Genomic DNA, 12,576 nt, shown 5'->3' with positions numbered 1-12,576 from the left:
AAGTCGTAAGCCACTTCGACGCAGTCGCCGCCGTGCCCGTCGCTGTAGCTGCTCTTGCGCCACTGGGCGGTGCTCAGGTCGTACTCACGCATCGTCTGAAGTCCTCCGCCGCCGAGTCGATCAGGGCCAGGGACGCCTCCGGCGACAGCGCGGCGGCCCTCAGCAGATCGTAGGCCGCTTGTGTCCGCTTCACCACTGCCGGATCGTCCAGCAGATTCCCCGAAAACACCGCCTCTGTATAGGCCGTTGGCGGAGCGTCCTCGAACTCCATGAGCTTCAGGGCCTTGCCCATCTCCGGGTACGCACCGGCGGCGTACGGCAACACCTGGATCAGGGTCTTGCGCTCGCGCACGAGCGCCGCGATGTGGTCCAGCTGGCGCGCCATGGCGGCAGGGCCGCCCGCGGGGATCCGCAGAGCGGTCTCGTGCAGGATCGCCCAATACACGGGCCGTGCAGCGTCCTTCAGGATCTGGGCGCGGTCTATCCGCGCCTTGACCGTCTCCTGGACGTACTCGTCGGAGGCGAGCGGATTGCTGGCCAGAACGACCGCCTGGGCGTAGTCCGCGGTCTGGAGGAGCCCGGGGACGACGGTGGGCGCGAACTCGCTGATCCTCGTCGCCAGCGCTTCAAGCTCCGCCGCGGCCGCGAAGTAGTCCGCGTACCGCGAGCTATTGATCAGCTTCCGGCACATCCGCTCGAAAAAGCCTCCGGTTTGCAGCGTCTCGTCGATCCGCTGAGCCACATCCAATTGCGGCTTCCGAATGGCCTGTTCGAATTGGCCGATGTATCCGCCTGACACAAAAACGCTTGCCCCCAAGGCCGCCTGAGTGATTCCCGCGTCCTCCCGGAGCCGCTTCAGCTCGGCACCGAAGAACTCCCAAGCCGCCTGTCGTGAACCGTTGGCCATGGATCAAACCCCTTGTTACTGCTGCCCAGTTGTAGTGCGCGGCCCTCTGTTGAGCGTAGCTGCGAGCCCTCACAGTTGTAATGCGAAAGGTGAAACCGGATCGGGAAGGGCAGTCATGGCGAGCAAGGAAAACCCGCGGCACTCGATGGAATGCATCGAAGAGGCCGAGGAGGCTGTGAACAAATTACGGACGGCCCTGGAGCGTTCCGGCATCACTCTGCCGTCACTGCGCCTGGAGCCCGCTTCGTACGCACGGGAGGCGCCCTGTCCCCTGGTCGAATTGGGGCGCTGCACGATCGACATCGTCCGGATGCTCACGGCAGTACTGCCGAAGGAAGAGGGCGCGGCACGGTGACCGCGCCCATCGGGACGTACGTCGTCGACATGCGCAGCGGCACGGTGGGCCGGCTCATGGGGGAGGCGGGGGTGCGGCTGCTGCTGAGACCGGTCGGCGGGGGCCGGGAGTGGGAGTGCGAGCCGGACCAGGTGCGGCTCGCGACCGCGGTGGAGCGGATCAGTGCGACGACGGCGTACGTGAACGCGCGCAGCCGGGGCGAGGTGACCTGAAGCGGCCGTCCGGTGCCCGCTTCCGCTCACCCGGCGGGGGCTGTCGGCGGCGATGCACGGGTGTACTTCGTGAGCAGCAGCGCGATGTCGTCCATGCGGTTCGGGGACTGGCGGGCGTCCCGCAGGAGGGCGTCGGCCAGTTCTTCGAGGGAGCCCGCAGCGGCATGGGCCAGCAGGGTCCGCAGCCGGTCCATGCCGACACCGATGTCGGACTCGCGGGTCTCGATCAGTCCGTCCGTGTAGAGGGCCAGGACCGAGCCGGGCACGAGACGCAGCTCCGATTCCGGGTAGTCGGCGGCGCGGTCCACCCCGAGGAGCAGGCCGCCCGGCAGATCCAGGATCTCGGTGTGCCCGTCGGGTCGGCGCAGGAGGGGCTGGCAATGCCCCGCGCGCACCACGTGGGCCACTCCCTGCCCCGGGTCGAGGAGGACGTAGCAGCAGCTGGCGAGGAGCCCGGGGTCGAGGTCGATGAGCAGCCGGTTGGTACGGGCGATCACATCGCTCGGTCGGTGGCCTGCGGAGGCGAAGGCCCGTACCGCGCTTCGCAGTTGGCCCATGGCGGCCGCAGCGGCGACGTTGTGGCCCTCGACGTCCCCGACGACCAGCACGACGCCGCGGTCCGTGGGGATCACGTCGTACCAGTCGCCGCCGATGTGCATCCCGCGCGTACCGGCCAGGTACCGGCCGGTGACGCGGACGCCCGGCAGTACGGGCAGTCGGTGCGGAAGCAGCGCGTTCTGCAGGCCCCGGGCGAGGGTGAATTCGGCGTCGTAGAGCCTGGCACGTTCCAGTGCCTGGGCGATCAGGCCGCTCAGCGCGGTAAGGAGGCTCCGTTCCTCGTCGGAGAAACGGTGGACCTCGTCGAAGCCCATGATGCAGGCACCCACGGGGCGGCTGGAGGCGATCAGGGGCAGGAACACGAAGGAGCTGGACTCGGGCTGGAGCTCGGGATAGGCCGCATTGAACCCTTCCCGCGATTCGATGAACAGCGGCACCCCGGAGGTCAGCGCCCCGGTCACGGGCTCCCGGGCGGCGTCATGCAGCGGCAGGCCCTCGAGCCGCTCCAGAAAGTTCTCACGGTAGCCACGCTGCGACAGCACATATACGTGCCGCTCGTGCACCACGAGCATCGCCAGTCGGTCTCCGCCGACGGCGGGCATGAGCTGGTCGGCGACGACGTCGCACACTTCGCGCGCGGTGACCGCCTCGGTCAGCGCGCTGCTCATCTGAAGGACGCGATAGATGGCGCCCAGGGGCGTCGGCGCGGGCCGCGCCGAGGACGGAGCGGCCCCGCCTGCCTCCTCGGGGGGTGCCCCGGGCTCGGCACCGGCCGGGACCGCCTGACCGGCCGGGGCGGCCCAGCCGGTCAGGCCCTGCGCATCCGGGCGGAGCGAGAAGACGAGCCACCGCTCGGGGGATCGGGCCAGGAAGGAGACGGGCTGCTGGGAGACCCTGGCGGCCCGGAAACGGTCTTCGTAGGCGGGTTCGGCCAGCCACGGCAGTACGTCCCAGGGGCGGCGGCCCACCAGATCCTCCCGGCGTACGTGCAACAGCCGCACCAGGCTGTGGTTGGCGTAGGCCACGCGCCCCTCGCGGTCGAGCGCGAAGAAGCCGTCCGCGAGCCGTTCGATCGCCGCGACGGCGGCCATTCCGGCTCCGAGGTCGAGGACCCCGCCCACCAGGTGGGGCGGCGACTCCCGGACGGCGCCGGGTTCGGGTATCCGGCCCCACAGCTCGATGGTGCGGTGACCGCCGCCCTTCTCCGGCACGCGCAGACTCTGGGCGAGGACGCGGCCGTCCTTGAGGGCGGCACGGGCGGCACCGCGGAAACCGGGACGGTCCGCGGGGTGCACCTGGGCCTCCAGCGTGGCCGCTCGTCCGTCGTACTCGTCCGGGGCGAGGCCGAAGGCCGCGCACACGGTGGCATCCGCTTCCAGGGCTCCGGTGTCGAGGTTCCAGTCGAACAGGCCAACCCGTACCGCTGAGGGGGAAGGTACCGGGACCTCCAGCGGACCGGTCTCCATTTCGTACCCGACGTCGACGCCGCGCGCGTTCAGATGGGCGAGCGCGGTGCCGAGGCGGCCGGCCGCGGTACGCAACTGCCGTCGCTGGGCCTTGGACAGCCCTTCCCCTCCGGACCTGGCGGCCCAGACCGCGGCCATGGAGCCGAAGGTCTCCTGCCCCGCCGTGACCGGTACGGAGGCGGAGCCGAAGGGGTAGGGCAACGCGACAGCGAGCTGAGGAAAACGCCGCATGGTGTCCTCGGCGTCGACCAGATGGACCGTGCGCCGGGAGCGGAACGCCTCCGCCACGGGAATGGAACTGTTCACAGGAATCCGCCGCCAGCCGCCGAGCAGGGAAGGCGGCATCCCGGCCGCCGCGGCGAGTATCAGCGTCTGACGGTTGCGCGAGACCAGGAACACACTCGCCGCATGGGCCCCGGTCACCTCGACGGCTTTGAGGACGGCTTCAGCCAGTGCGTCGTCACGCTCCGCCGTGCCGTCGGCGTCCGTGCCGTCGGCGCTCGTGGTGCCGAAGGGATGCGTACTCAACCTGGTATCGCTGGACGACACGCTGGCCCCGATCGCTGCAATGGTGGCGTGGCCCGCACGTCAGGGGTGTCTGCCCAATTCTTCTATGGAATGGGTCCGTGCGAAACCTGGCGGGACGCCGCACCGATCGGGAGGGGCGATGAGTTTGCCCGCCTCGCGCCGTCCTATCTGCATGGACAAACAATTCAGCGCGACGCTGCAGAAGAGCCCTGAGAAGGGCGGCTGGACGTATCTGGTGTGGCCCGAGTCGGTCGAGTACTTCGGCACCCGGGGCCTGGTCAAGGTCAGGGGGACGATCGACGGTCATCCGTTCCGCAGCTCCTTCATGGCGCTCGGGGACGGCACGCACAAGCTGCCCGTGAAGGCGGACGTGCGCAAGGCGATCGGGAAGGAGGCCGGGGACTCGGTGACCGTACGCCTTGAGGAGCGCGTGGAGGATTGACGATGCGATGGCGGGCGGCCGTTGTCCGTACGGGACAATGGCTCCATGAGCCTGTTCCGTGATGACGGCGTCGTGCTGCGCACCCAGAAGCTGGGCGAGGCCGACCGCATCATGCTGTGCTCACCCGGGGGACACCCCCCGTGCCCCCGGCCGCACACCCGTGGGGGCGCGCGATGAGTCTTTTTCGTGACGACGGCGTCGTGCTGCGCACCCAGAAACTCGGCGAGGCCGACCGCATCATCACGCTGCTCACGCGCGGGCACGGGCGCGTGCGGGCCGTCGCCCGCGGCGTGCGGCGGACCAAGTCCAAGTTCGGGGCGCGGCTGGAGCCCTTTTCGCATGTGGACGTGCAGTTCTTCGCCCGCGGCAGCGAACTCGTCGGCCGCGGGCTTCCTCTGTGCACCCAGAGTGAGACCATCGCCGCGTACGGTGGCGGCATCGTCACCGACTACGCCCGCTACACCGCGGGCACCGCGATGCTGGAGACCGCCGAGCGGTTCACCGACCACGAGGGCGAGCCTGCCGTCCAGCAGTACCTGCTCCTCGTCGGCGCCCTGCGCACCCTCGCCCGTGGCGAGCATGCGCCGCACCTCATTCTCGACGCGTTCCTGCTGCGCTCCCTCGCCGTCAACGGCTACGCGCCCAGCTTCGAGGACTGCGCGAAATGCGGCATGCACGGGCCGAACCGGTTCTTCTCCGTCGCCGCCGGCGGCGTCATATGCGGCGACTGCCGGGTGCCCGGCAGCGTCGTACCCTCTGCGGAGGCCATCGGTCTGCTCAGCGCGCTGCTGACCGGCGACTGGCCCACGGCGGACGCGTGCGAGGCGCGCCACGTCAGGGAGGGCAGCGGGCTGGTGTCCGCCTATCTGCACTGGCACCTGGAGCGCGGCCTGCGCTCGCTGAGGTACGTAGAGAAATAGGAGATGTGAGCCGCATGGCACGACGCGGAATCCTGGGCCGGTCCCGCCGCGAGTACAAGGTCCCCGAGCCGCACCCGTCCGGCGCGCGCCCGCCGAAGATCCCCGGCGAGCTGGTGCCAGGCCATGTGGCGTGTGTCATGGACGGCAACGGCCGCTGGGCCAAGGAGCGCGGGCTGCCGCGCACCGAGGGGCACAAGGTCGGCGAGGGTGTCGTCCTCGATGTGCTCAAGGGCTGCCTGGAGATGGGCGTCAAGAACCTCTCGCTCTACGCCTTCTCCACCGAGAACTGGAAGCGCTCGCCCGACGAGGTGCGCTTCCTGATGAACTTCAACCGGGACGTCATCCGGCGCCGGCGCGACGAGATGGACGAGCTGGGCATCCGTATCCGCTGGGTCGGCCGGATGCCGAAGATGTGGAAGTCCGTCGTCCAGGAGCTCCAGATCGCGCAGGAGCAGACGAAGGACAACGACGCCATGACGCTGTACTTCTGCGTCAACTACGGCGGGCGCGCGGAGGTCGCGGACGCGGCGCAGGCGATCGCGCGGGACGTGGCGGCGGGGAAGCTCGACCCGTCGAAGGTCAACGAGAAGACCTTCGCGAAGTACCTGTACTACCCCGACATGCCGGACGTGGACCTGTTCCTGCGGCCGAGCGGCGAACAGCGGACGTCCAACTACCTGATCTGGCAGAGCAGTTACGCGGAGATGGTGTTCCAGGACGTGCTGTGGCCGGACTTCGACAGGCGGGACCTGTGGCGGGCGTGCCTGGAGTACGCGCAGCGGGACCGTCGCTTCGGGGGCGCGATCCCGAACGAGGAGCTGGAGGCGATGCGCGGTCGGCCGGAGGGTACGTGGGCAACCGACGAAACTCGCTGACCTGCTGAAACGCGGCCTGCTTCCCGTGGAGATCGCGTACTGGGTCGTGGCGATTCCCGGTGAACACCGCAGGCGGGCTGTCGTCGCAGGGCCGCATTTCCGGGGCGGTGCCCGGGTCGGCCGCCGACCCGGGCACCCAGTTCGGGCCTCTACTCCATGAACTGGAAGGTCCACGCCTGGCGTCGTTCGCTGACGTCGAGTGGCCTCAGGGCGGTTCGGGGAGGGAAGATCCTCAGCAGGCTGAGGTCCAGGGCCAGCTCCTCGCCGTCGACGGGGCCTCCAGGGACGACGACGTGGAACGTGTGCGGCTCCGCGCTCTGGTAGAGCGCCCACTCGCGCGGCTCGGGGTACCCGACGACCGGCTTGTTGATCTCCGGGTCGCCGTCGAAGGACAGATACGTCTGGGTCCTCAGATTGCGGATCGTGCAGTTGCCGTTGCTGAGCCCCTCCAGCTGCCATTCCTGCTCGCCGGGGTTGCCGGTGGGCGGCAGCAGGACAACGGGTGTCTTGGGCTCCTCTTCGCCCAGCGTGAGCAGTTGCTCGCCAGGACGGGCGATCATGTAGAGGCCGTTCGGTACAGGCGCCAAGGCCGACTCCACTTCTGACGTGCGGCGCCCGCGCGGGATGCCGCCGAATCTTTCGGGCCTCCGAATCACTTCCCCGCCAAGGCGCGACAATGGTCGGAAAGGCTCTGCGTCACCCTTCGGGAGTACAGCGCATTCGTCCTGGGGGCTGGCGCCCCCACACCTGGGCGGCAACTTCGCGCCGCGGCGCTTCGCCGCGCGGGGTGCGCCGGTTCCGTTCCGCACGCAGGGGACGCGTAGGGGGCGTGTTCTGGACGTAAAGCGGCGCAGCTCGCGCGAAGCGCGGTGACCACGCGGCGGAGCCGCAAATCGAATGCAGCGCGGTCCAGAATACGAGCCCCGTAGCGGCCCCAGACGGTGCGCACCCGGCGCGGGAGCCCGCAACCCGCGCCCCGGGTGAGGAATACGCTGCTCCGGCGCAACCTGGACCGATGAACCGTCGTCTCGCATTCCGAACGACGGAAGTGGGCACCGGATGCACAGCAGCCAGCGAAGCGACGGGACAAGTCGGGGTGAATCACCTGGTTCGGACCCGCTGGAGAGGGGCTTACGGGCCTACGGGGAGTGGCCGGTCGTCGGGCGCGCCGATGAACTGGCGGCCTTGGATGCGGTGGCCGAAGAGGTCCTGTCGGAGCGGACGCGCGTGGTGCTGCTGGACGGGCACGCAGGTATCGGCAAGTCGGCTCTGCTGCACTTCTGGCTGGACCGGGCCCGGCAGTTCCACATTCTGCGGGTGCGCTGCCGGCAGCTGGAGCGGGACTTCGCATTCGGTACGGTCCGCCGGCTGTTGCAGCCCCTCATGGCCGCCACCTCCGACAGCGATCGCCGGTCCCTGCTGGAAGGAGCGGGCGATACGGTGCTGCGCATCCTGGACCCCGAGAACTGCAGGAACGACGACGGGCCCGGCGTGTGCTCCGACGCCACCGAGACGCTGCTGAGTCTGGACAACCTCGCCTTCCGCCTGTCCCGCCGACAGCCGTTGCTGCTGGCGATCGACGACCTGCAGTGGATCGATCCGCCGTCGCTGCGCTGGCTGGCACGCCTGGTCCACCGGGCGGACACGCATCCGATCCTCGTGGCCGCCACCACCCGCACCGGTGAGAAACCGGCCCCCGGCCATCTGTTCAATGATCTCGTCCACCCCTCGACGTGCCGCAGCGCCGTCCTGGAACCGCTCGGTGTCCACAGTGTGGAGAAGCTGGTGGCCGCGGTGTTCGGTGCGGACCGGCCGGATCCGTCCTTCTGCGCCGCCTGCCACGCCGCTACGGATGGAAACCCACTCTTTCTGCGCGCGTTGCTGTGCGACGCGTGGCGCAGCGGCGTACAGCCCACGAGGGACGACCGGGAGAAGGTCAGGACATTCGGGCTGCATACGCTCAGTCGCGAGATCGGGCACCGGCTGGGCCACGGATCCGAGGACATGGCCGCACTGGCGCGGGGGCTGGCGATCCTGGGCGACCACAAGCCGCCCGCGCTGCTGGCCGCGTACTGCAGCAAAGGGGAGGCCGTGATCCGGTCGGCGGCGGCGGAGCTCCACTCCTCCGGTCTGCTGCGCGCGGGCGATGGACTGCGCTTCGTACATCCCGTGGTCAGGGAAGTCGTCCTGGCCCAGTGGCCGCCCCAGGAGATCGGTGAGGCGCACGCACGGGCGGCTCATGTGCTGCATCTCAGCGGCCGCCCCGACGAGGAAGTGGCGGCGCACCTTCTGGCCGCCGGACCGGTGCCAGGGCACTGGGTCCTGACGGTGCTGCGCCGGGCTGCCGGAGAGGCGCTGCGCCGAGGCGCGGCCGAGGCGGCCGTGACATATCTGCGTCACGCCGTGCACCAACCGGTTCAGCCGGGGGAACGCGCCCAGGTGCTCCTTCAGCTCGCCGTCGCCGCGAGCCACTACGACACGGGACTGGCGGTGTCGTACGGGACGGCCGCGCTTGAGGGCCTGACCGACGACTCCGCCCGCTCGGAGGCCGTCGGCGTACTGACGTACTCCCACCTCCTGTCACGAGGCAAGGCGTATGCGCCGGATCTGGGCCACCTGACCGCAGAGTTGTCCGTGCGGGCAGACCCCACATCCTCCGACCGCGAGCCATTGCTCCGCATGCACGCGCTGCGCTCGTGGCTGGAGTTCGAGCGACCCTCCACCCGGGCCGAGGCGACCGCATCCCGTGCCGTCCTCGACACCGAACTGGCCGGCAATACCCCTGGGGAACGGCAACTCCTCGCGATCCGCGCCTTCAACGCCTTGCGGGCGGCGCAACCGGCCCCCTGCATCGCCGAAATGGTGGACCGGACTTCCGTCAATCTGCCGACGTTCTCCCACGACCTCTTCCCCTTGCACTACTTCGTCGCCCAGGCCCTGCTGTATCTGGACGAGCTCGACAGGGCCGACGACCTGTGCACTCATCTGCTCCGGGAGACCAGGGGGAGGGGTCTGGAGCTGCTGGCCTCGTCCCTGCTGGTCTACCGGGCCGGGATTTCGCTCCGCAGGGGCGACATCGGCAAGGCCGCAGCGGCGGCGCGGGCCGCGTCCGAGGGACCCTCCGCGGCCGGCGAACGGCCGTACACGATGACGATGGACACGATCAGGATCGACACCCTCCTCGAACAGGGCGACCTGGAGGCCGCCGAGCACATCGCCGGCGCCTACTCCACCGCGGATCCCACTGAGGTCTCCTGGGAGTGGCCACGGTTCCTGATGAGCCTGGCAGCACTGCGTACGGCGCGGGGGGATGTCCGTGCGGGTCTGTCGCTGCTCCGTGAGTGCGGTCACCACTTCGATGCGGCGGGCACGGTCAATCCGGTCATCTGCCCTTGGCGTTCCCGCGCTGCCGCCGCCCAGCTCGCCCTGGGCCACCACGGCGACGCGCGAGCCTTGATCGAGCAGGAGCTCGAACTCGCGCGGCGCTGCCGGATCCCGCGGGCCCTCGGGGTGGCGCTGCTCGCCGCCGGAAGTGTGGCCGGAGGAGCGCGAGGGCTGGAACACCAGGCTGAGGCAGTGAGCCTTCTGGAGCGCACGCCGGCTCACCTCGAACTCGCCCGCGCTCTCCATGAGTACGGGTCCGCGCTGCTCCGGCGCGGCGACAAGCACGGTGCCCGTACAGCCCTGCGGCGCGGGCTGGACATCGCGGTCAGGTGCGGAGCTTCCTCGCTCGCGGGGCGCCTGCAGAAGCGGCTGTACGACGCAGGCGGCCGAGTCGGCAGCCGGGGGACGTACGGCTGCTCCCTGACGGCCGGCGAAGAACGCGTCACCGCTTTGGCCGCCCAGGGATACAGCAACAAGCAGATCGCCGAGCGCCTCTTCGTGTCGTTGAGGACAGTGGAGACCCACCTCACCGGGGCCTACCGCAAGCTCCGCATCACCGGCAGGTCCGAACTCGTCGCCGTGCTGGGTGACGTCTCGTCCCGTGGCCCAAGAGACCCCCACGCCGAGGGGTGACTCCGACAGGCCAGTGAGTGGCGGGCGCATGAAGGGGCCCCCGCGCTCCGGTACTCGTGGAGAGCCCGGGGAACGCGGGGGCCGGCTGCGGATCTTCCCGCGGCTATCGTTCGTGCTCCGTCGTTTCCGAGCCGCCGGACGGGAAGCTCAGCACTGCACGCGGAGGACGTGGCCGTTCGGCCAGACCCCTGTGAACTTGAAGCAGTGATTCGTGTTGGCGTCGTCGATGTAGATGGGTACCGAGTGACTTCCCGTGAAGTTCACGGTGACGGTGACTCCGGTCGCTTCCGCCGGGAAGTACGCCTCCCAGCCCGTCCCGACGGGCTTGGCGTGGTGACAGTAGTTCTTGCTCTCTGTGCCGTCCGGGCCCTTCCAGGTGTAGCAGGTGTCGATGAAGTACCCCGAGTCGTTCGTGAACCGGATGTAGTTGTCCGAACTCGCGGACGCCGGCGGTGCCGTCATCACCGCGCCGGCCAGAGCAACTCCGAGGGCAGCGGCACCATATGCCGCCGATCGTTTCATCTTTCGCAGCCCAGCGTTCATCTTCTCGCTCCCGTAGTCGGGTCTAGCAGTCCTTCTTGGCGATACTCGGGCCGAACGTGGTGCCCTTGAGTTCGTAGCAGTGGCTGCGATTCAGGTCGGTGATCTGCGGCGACACGTTGCCTCCGGCGACCTGTCCGGCGACGGTCACCTCGACCCTGACACCCGTCGCATCCTCCGGTATTTCCACCCGCCAGTCCGTATTGATGGGCTTGGCGTAGTCGCACGAGTCCGGGGTCGTCGAGGACTGCCACTTGTAGCAGGTGTCGACCACGAACCATCCGTTGTTCGTGAACCCGATGTAATTGCCCGATCCGGCCGAAGCCGGCGGCGCAGTACACACCGCGCCGGCCAGAGCGATTACGAAGCCGGTGGCACCCCATGCCGCCGACCGCTTCACATTTCGCATGGGATTGACCTTTCTGCAGGACCTGCTGGATCAGCGGCCGTTCAGCAGGGTGCCACCGCACTGCACTACGTCGGTGCCCACCCGCATGCCACCCTTGAGGGGAATCTCCAGCCGCAGTCCGGAGATTTTCGCACCGCCGAACTTGCCGCCCTGGATGGTTACATCGGAGATACTGCGCTCCATGTCGTATCCCATCTTGAGCATCCCCTTTTCTCCCTTCTTCACGGTGATCCTGATGTCACCGCTCTTGGCTTCGGCGGTGCTCTCGTTGTATTGCGCAGTGGCGCCCACCTTCAGCACGTCTTTGATGGTTACATCCACGCTGCCGCCGACGTTCCACCCCCAGGTGAAGGTGTGGGTCCCGCCGATTGTCTGGTTGATTTCCCCTTCGCCCTGGCCGCAGTTTTCGATAGGACCGGTGCCCGTGCCGGTGTTTTCCACGTCGAACCACTTCGTCACCTGGGTCGGGGTGCTGACGGTGGTCGTCACGCACGACACGGATCGGTCCTTGCACTGATCCAGAGCGGCCCGGACCTCGGCTTGTGAGTCGACCTTGTACCCGTTGTCGTACTCGACCGACGGAGTTCCCTCGTTCACCCAGTTGTCCGTGTGACCGTTCACCTCGGGGAAGGGAGCCGCGGACGCTGTCGGTACGGCTGACGCAACTGCGATCGTGAGCGCACCGGCGACGAGACCTGTTCGGGATATCGAGATCACTGTTCTTTCCTCCTGTCCTGCGTTCAGCAGCCGGTTTCGAGCAGCGTCGGATTGAGGGCACTGCCGCTGATTTCGAAGCAGTGGTTCCGGTTGGTGTCGGTCACCACGGCGCTGGCTTTGGCGGTGTAGCCGGGCCAGATACTCAGGTCGATCATGGCTCCGGTCGCTTCCGCGGGGAAATATGCCTTCCAGGAAGTCCCGACCGGCCGTGCGTTGTTGCAGTAGTTCTTGTTCTCGGCGTCGCGCCAATTGAAGCAGGTGTTCGCGACGAAGCCGGCGTTGTGCGTGATCTGGATGTAGTTGTCGGTTCCTGCGTGTGCAGCAGGTGTCAGCGCCACGATTGAGAGGCACGTAACCCCCAACGTGACCAAGCCGAGTAGGCCTTTCCGGCGATTGTTCACGGTTCCACTCCCTTCTCTGTGTCATGGAGGCTCTGTCTGTACTGCGGCAGCGACGAGCATTTCTTTCCGTGCCTGCTTTTCATGCCGAAGCTCGGGCCGCGTCCTCGCCACGTTAGGCCGGGCAGGGGCGTTGACGTAAAGCGCTGTGCCTGAATTCTTCGGTTCACGAGTGAAGGGGGTGTGGGCGACCACGAGAGTCTGCGGAAGGAACCACGGGATCAGCGGGCCA

At 68.4% G+C, this 12,576-nt stretch carries 13 protein-coding genes and 1 pseudogene; 6 read left to right on the top strand and 8 right to left on the bottom strand.

The features are described 5' to 3' along the window. Nucleotides 1-11 precede the first annotated feature (11 nt). Nucleotides 12-92 (bottom strand): annotated as a pseudogene (locus tag OG741_RS13530) (DUF397 domain-containing protein); the annotation flags it as partial. Further along, entirely contained in the window at nucleotides 74-907 is an 834-nt protein-coding gene (locus tag OG741_RS13525) for a Scr1 family TA system antitoxin-like transcriptional regulator (RefSeq protein ID WP_405597431.1), read from the bottom strand. The pseudogene OG741_RS13530 and the gene OG741_RS13525, both read right to left, overlap by 19 nt. A 115-nt stretch (nucleotides 908-1,022) precedes the next feature. Between OG741_RS13525 and OG741_RS13520 the strand changes: the two genes are divergently transcribed. Beyond that, nucleotides 1,023-1,262, top strand: coding sequence for a hypothetical protein (locus OG741_RS13520; RefSeq protein ID WP_405597429.1), 240 nt, complete (start codon nucleotides 1,023-1,025; stop codon nucleotides 1,260-1,262). Next, nucleotides 1,259-1,474, top strand: coding sequence for a hypothetical protein (locus OG741_RS13515; RefSeq protein WP_405597427.1), 216 nt, complete (start codon nucleotides 1,259-1,261; stop codon nucleotides 1,472-1,474). The genes OG741_RS13520 and OG741_RS13515 overlap by 4 nt, the downstream gene beginning before the upstream one ends. A gap of 26 nt (nucleotides 1,475-1,500) precedes the next feature. Here OG741_RS13515 and OG741_RS13510 read toward each other — a convergent pair whose 3' ends face one another. Continuing rightward, a complete protein-coding gene (locus OG741_RS13510; protein WP_405597425.1) occupies nucleotides 1,501-4,026 on the bottom strand; it encodes a SpoIIE family protein phosphatase in 2,526 nt (841 codons plus the stop codon). Between the two features lie 172 nt (nucleotides 4,027-4,198). On the opposite strand from OG741_RS13510, the gene OG741_RS13505 reads away from it, so the two are divergent. The 3 genes from OG741_RS13505 to OG741_RS13495 all read left to right on the top strand — a co-directional run bounded on the left by OG741_RS13505 (nucleotide 4,199) and on the right by OG741_RS13495 (nucleotide 6,263). Next, complete coding sequence (locus tag OG741_RS13505; RefSeq protein WP_266476529.1) at nucleotides 4,199-4,468, top strand: DUF1905 domain-containing protein; 270 nt, start codon at nucleotides 4,199-4,201, stop codon at nucleotides 4,466-4,468. Between the two features lie 173 nt (nucleotides 4,469-4,641). After that, entirely contained in the window at nucleotides 4,642-5,388 is a 747-nt protein-coding gene (gene recO / locus OG741_RS13500; RefSeq protein WP_324977518.1) for a DNA repair protein RecO, read from the top strand. Between the two features lie 14 nt (nucleotides 5,389-5,402). Next, nucleotides 5,403-6,263, top strand: coding sequence for an isoprenyl transferase (locus tag OG741_RS13495; RefSeq protein WP_405597423.1), 861 nt, complete (start codon nucleotides 5,403-5,405; stop codon nucleotides 6,261-6,263). A 149-nt stretch (nucleotides 6,264-6,412) separates the two neighbouring features. On the opposite strand, the gene OG741_RS13490 is transcribed toward OG741_RS13495, so the two are convergent. After that, on the bottom strand, nucleotides 6,413-6,850 hold the full coding sequence (locus tag OG741_RS13490; protein WP_405597422.1) for a hypothetical protein: 438 nt from the start codon (nucleotides 6,848-6,850) through the stop codon (nucleotides 6,413-6,415). A 472-nt stretch (nucleotides 6,851-7,322) separates the two neighbouring features. On the opposite strand from OG741_RS13490, the gene OG741_RS13485 reads away from it, so the two are divergent. Beyond that, the gene (locus OG741_RS13485) at nucleotides 7,323-10,280 is read left to right on the top strand and encodes an AAA family ATPase (RefSeq protein WP_405597419.1); all 2,958 of its coding nucleotides are present in this window, start codon (nucleotides 7,323-7,325) and stop codon (nucleotides 10,278-10,280) included. Between the two features lie 147 nt (nucleotides 10,281-10,427). Here OG741_RS13485 and OG741_RS13480 read toward each other — a convergent pair whose 3' ends face one another. From OG741_RS13480 to OG741_RS13465, 4 genes are read right to left on the bottom strand one after another with little or no spacing between them, the layout of a single operon-like run. After that, nucleotides 10,428-10,802, bottom strand: coding sequence for a hypothetical protein (locus tag OG741_RS13480; RefSeq protein WP_405597418.1), 375 nt, complete (start codon nucleotides 10,800-10,802; stop codon nucleotides 10,428-10,430). Nucleotides 10,803-10,845: 43 nt separating this feature from the next. Next, nucleotides 10,846-11,229, bottom strand: a complete 384-nt coding sequence (locus tag OG741_RS13475; protein ID WP_405597416.1) for a hypothetical protein — start codon at nucleotides 11,227-11,229, stop codon at nucleotides 10,846-10,848. Nucleotides 11,230-11,259: 30 nt separating this feature from the next. Continuing rightward, the gene (locus tag OG741_RS13470; RefSeq protein WP_405597414.1) at nucleotides 11,260-11,946 is read right to left on the bottom strand and encodes a hypothetical protein; all 687 of its coding nucleotides are present in this window, start codon (nucleotides 11,944-11,946) and stop codon (nucleotides 11,260-11,262) included. A gap of 23 nt (nucleotides 11,947-11,969) precedes the next feature. Continuing rightward, nucleotides 11,970-12,347 (bottom strand): hypothetical protein, encoded by a 378-nt coding sequence (locus tag OG741_RS13465; RefSeq protein ID WP_405597412.1) that lies wholly within the window; start codon nucleotides 12,345-12,347, stop codon nucleotides 11,970-11,972. Nucleotides 12,348-12,576 lie beyond the last annotated feature (229 nt).

This window comes from Streptomyces sp. NBC_01410 (assembly GCF_045040195.1).
In the GTDB taxonomy this organism is placed as follows: domain Bacteria; phylum Actinomycetota; class Actinomycetes; order Streptomycetales; family Streptomycetaceae; genus Streptomyces.
This window is presented reverse-complemented; position numbering and strand designations above follow the sequence as displayed.

Excerpts from the sequence above, each read along its gene's own strand:
- OG741_RS13525 (WP_405597431.1), bottom strand. The coding sequence starts at position 907 with ATGGCCAACGGTTCACGACAGGCGGCTTGGGAGTTCTTCGGTGCCGAG.
- OG741_RS13520 (WP_405597429.1), top strand. The coding sequence starts at position 1,023 with ATGGCGAGCAAGGAAAACCCGCGGCACTCGATGGAATGCATCGAAGAG.
- OG741_RS13505 (WP_266476529.1), top strand. The coding sequence starts at position 4,199 with ATGGACAAACAATTCAGCGCGACGCTGCAGAAGAGCCCTGAGAAGGGC.
- recO (WP_324977518.1), top strand. The coding sequence starts at position 4,642 with ATGAGTCTTTTTCGTGACGACGGCGTCGTGCTGCGCACCCAGAAACTC.
- OG741_RS13495 (WP_405597423.1), top strand. The coding sequence starts at position 5,403 with ATGGCACGACGCGGAATCCTGGGCCGGTCCCGCCGCGAGTACAAGGTC.
- OG741_RS13485 (WP_405597419.1), top strand. The coding sequence starts at position 7,323 with ATGCACAGCAGCCAGCGAAGCGACGGGACAAGTCGGGGTGAATCACCT.
- OG741_RS13480 (WP_405597418.1), bottom strand. The coding sequence starts at position 10,802 with ATGAAACGATCGGCGGCATATGGTGCCGCTGCCCTCGGAGTTGCTCTG.
- OG741_RS13475 (WP_405597416.1), bottom strand. The coding sequence starts at position 11,229 with ATGCGAAATGTGAAGCGGTCGGCGGCATGGGGTGCCACCGGCTTCGTA.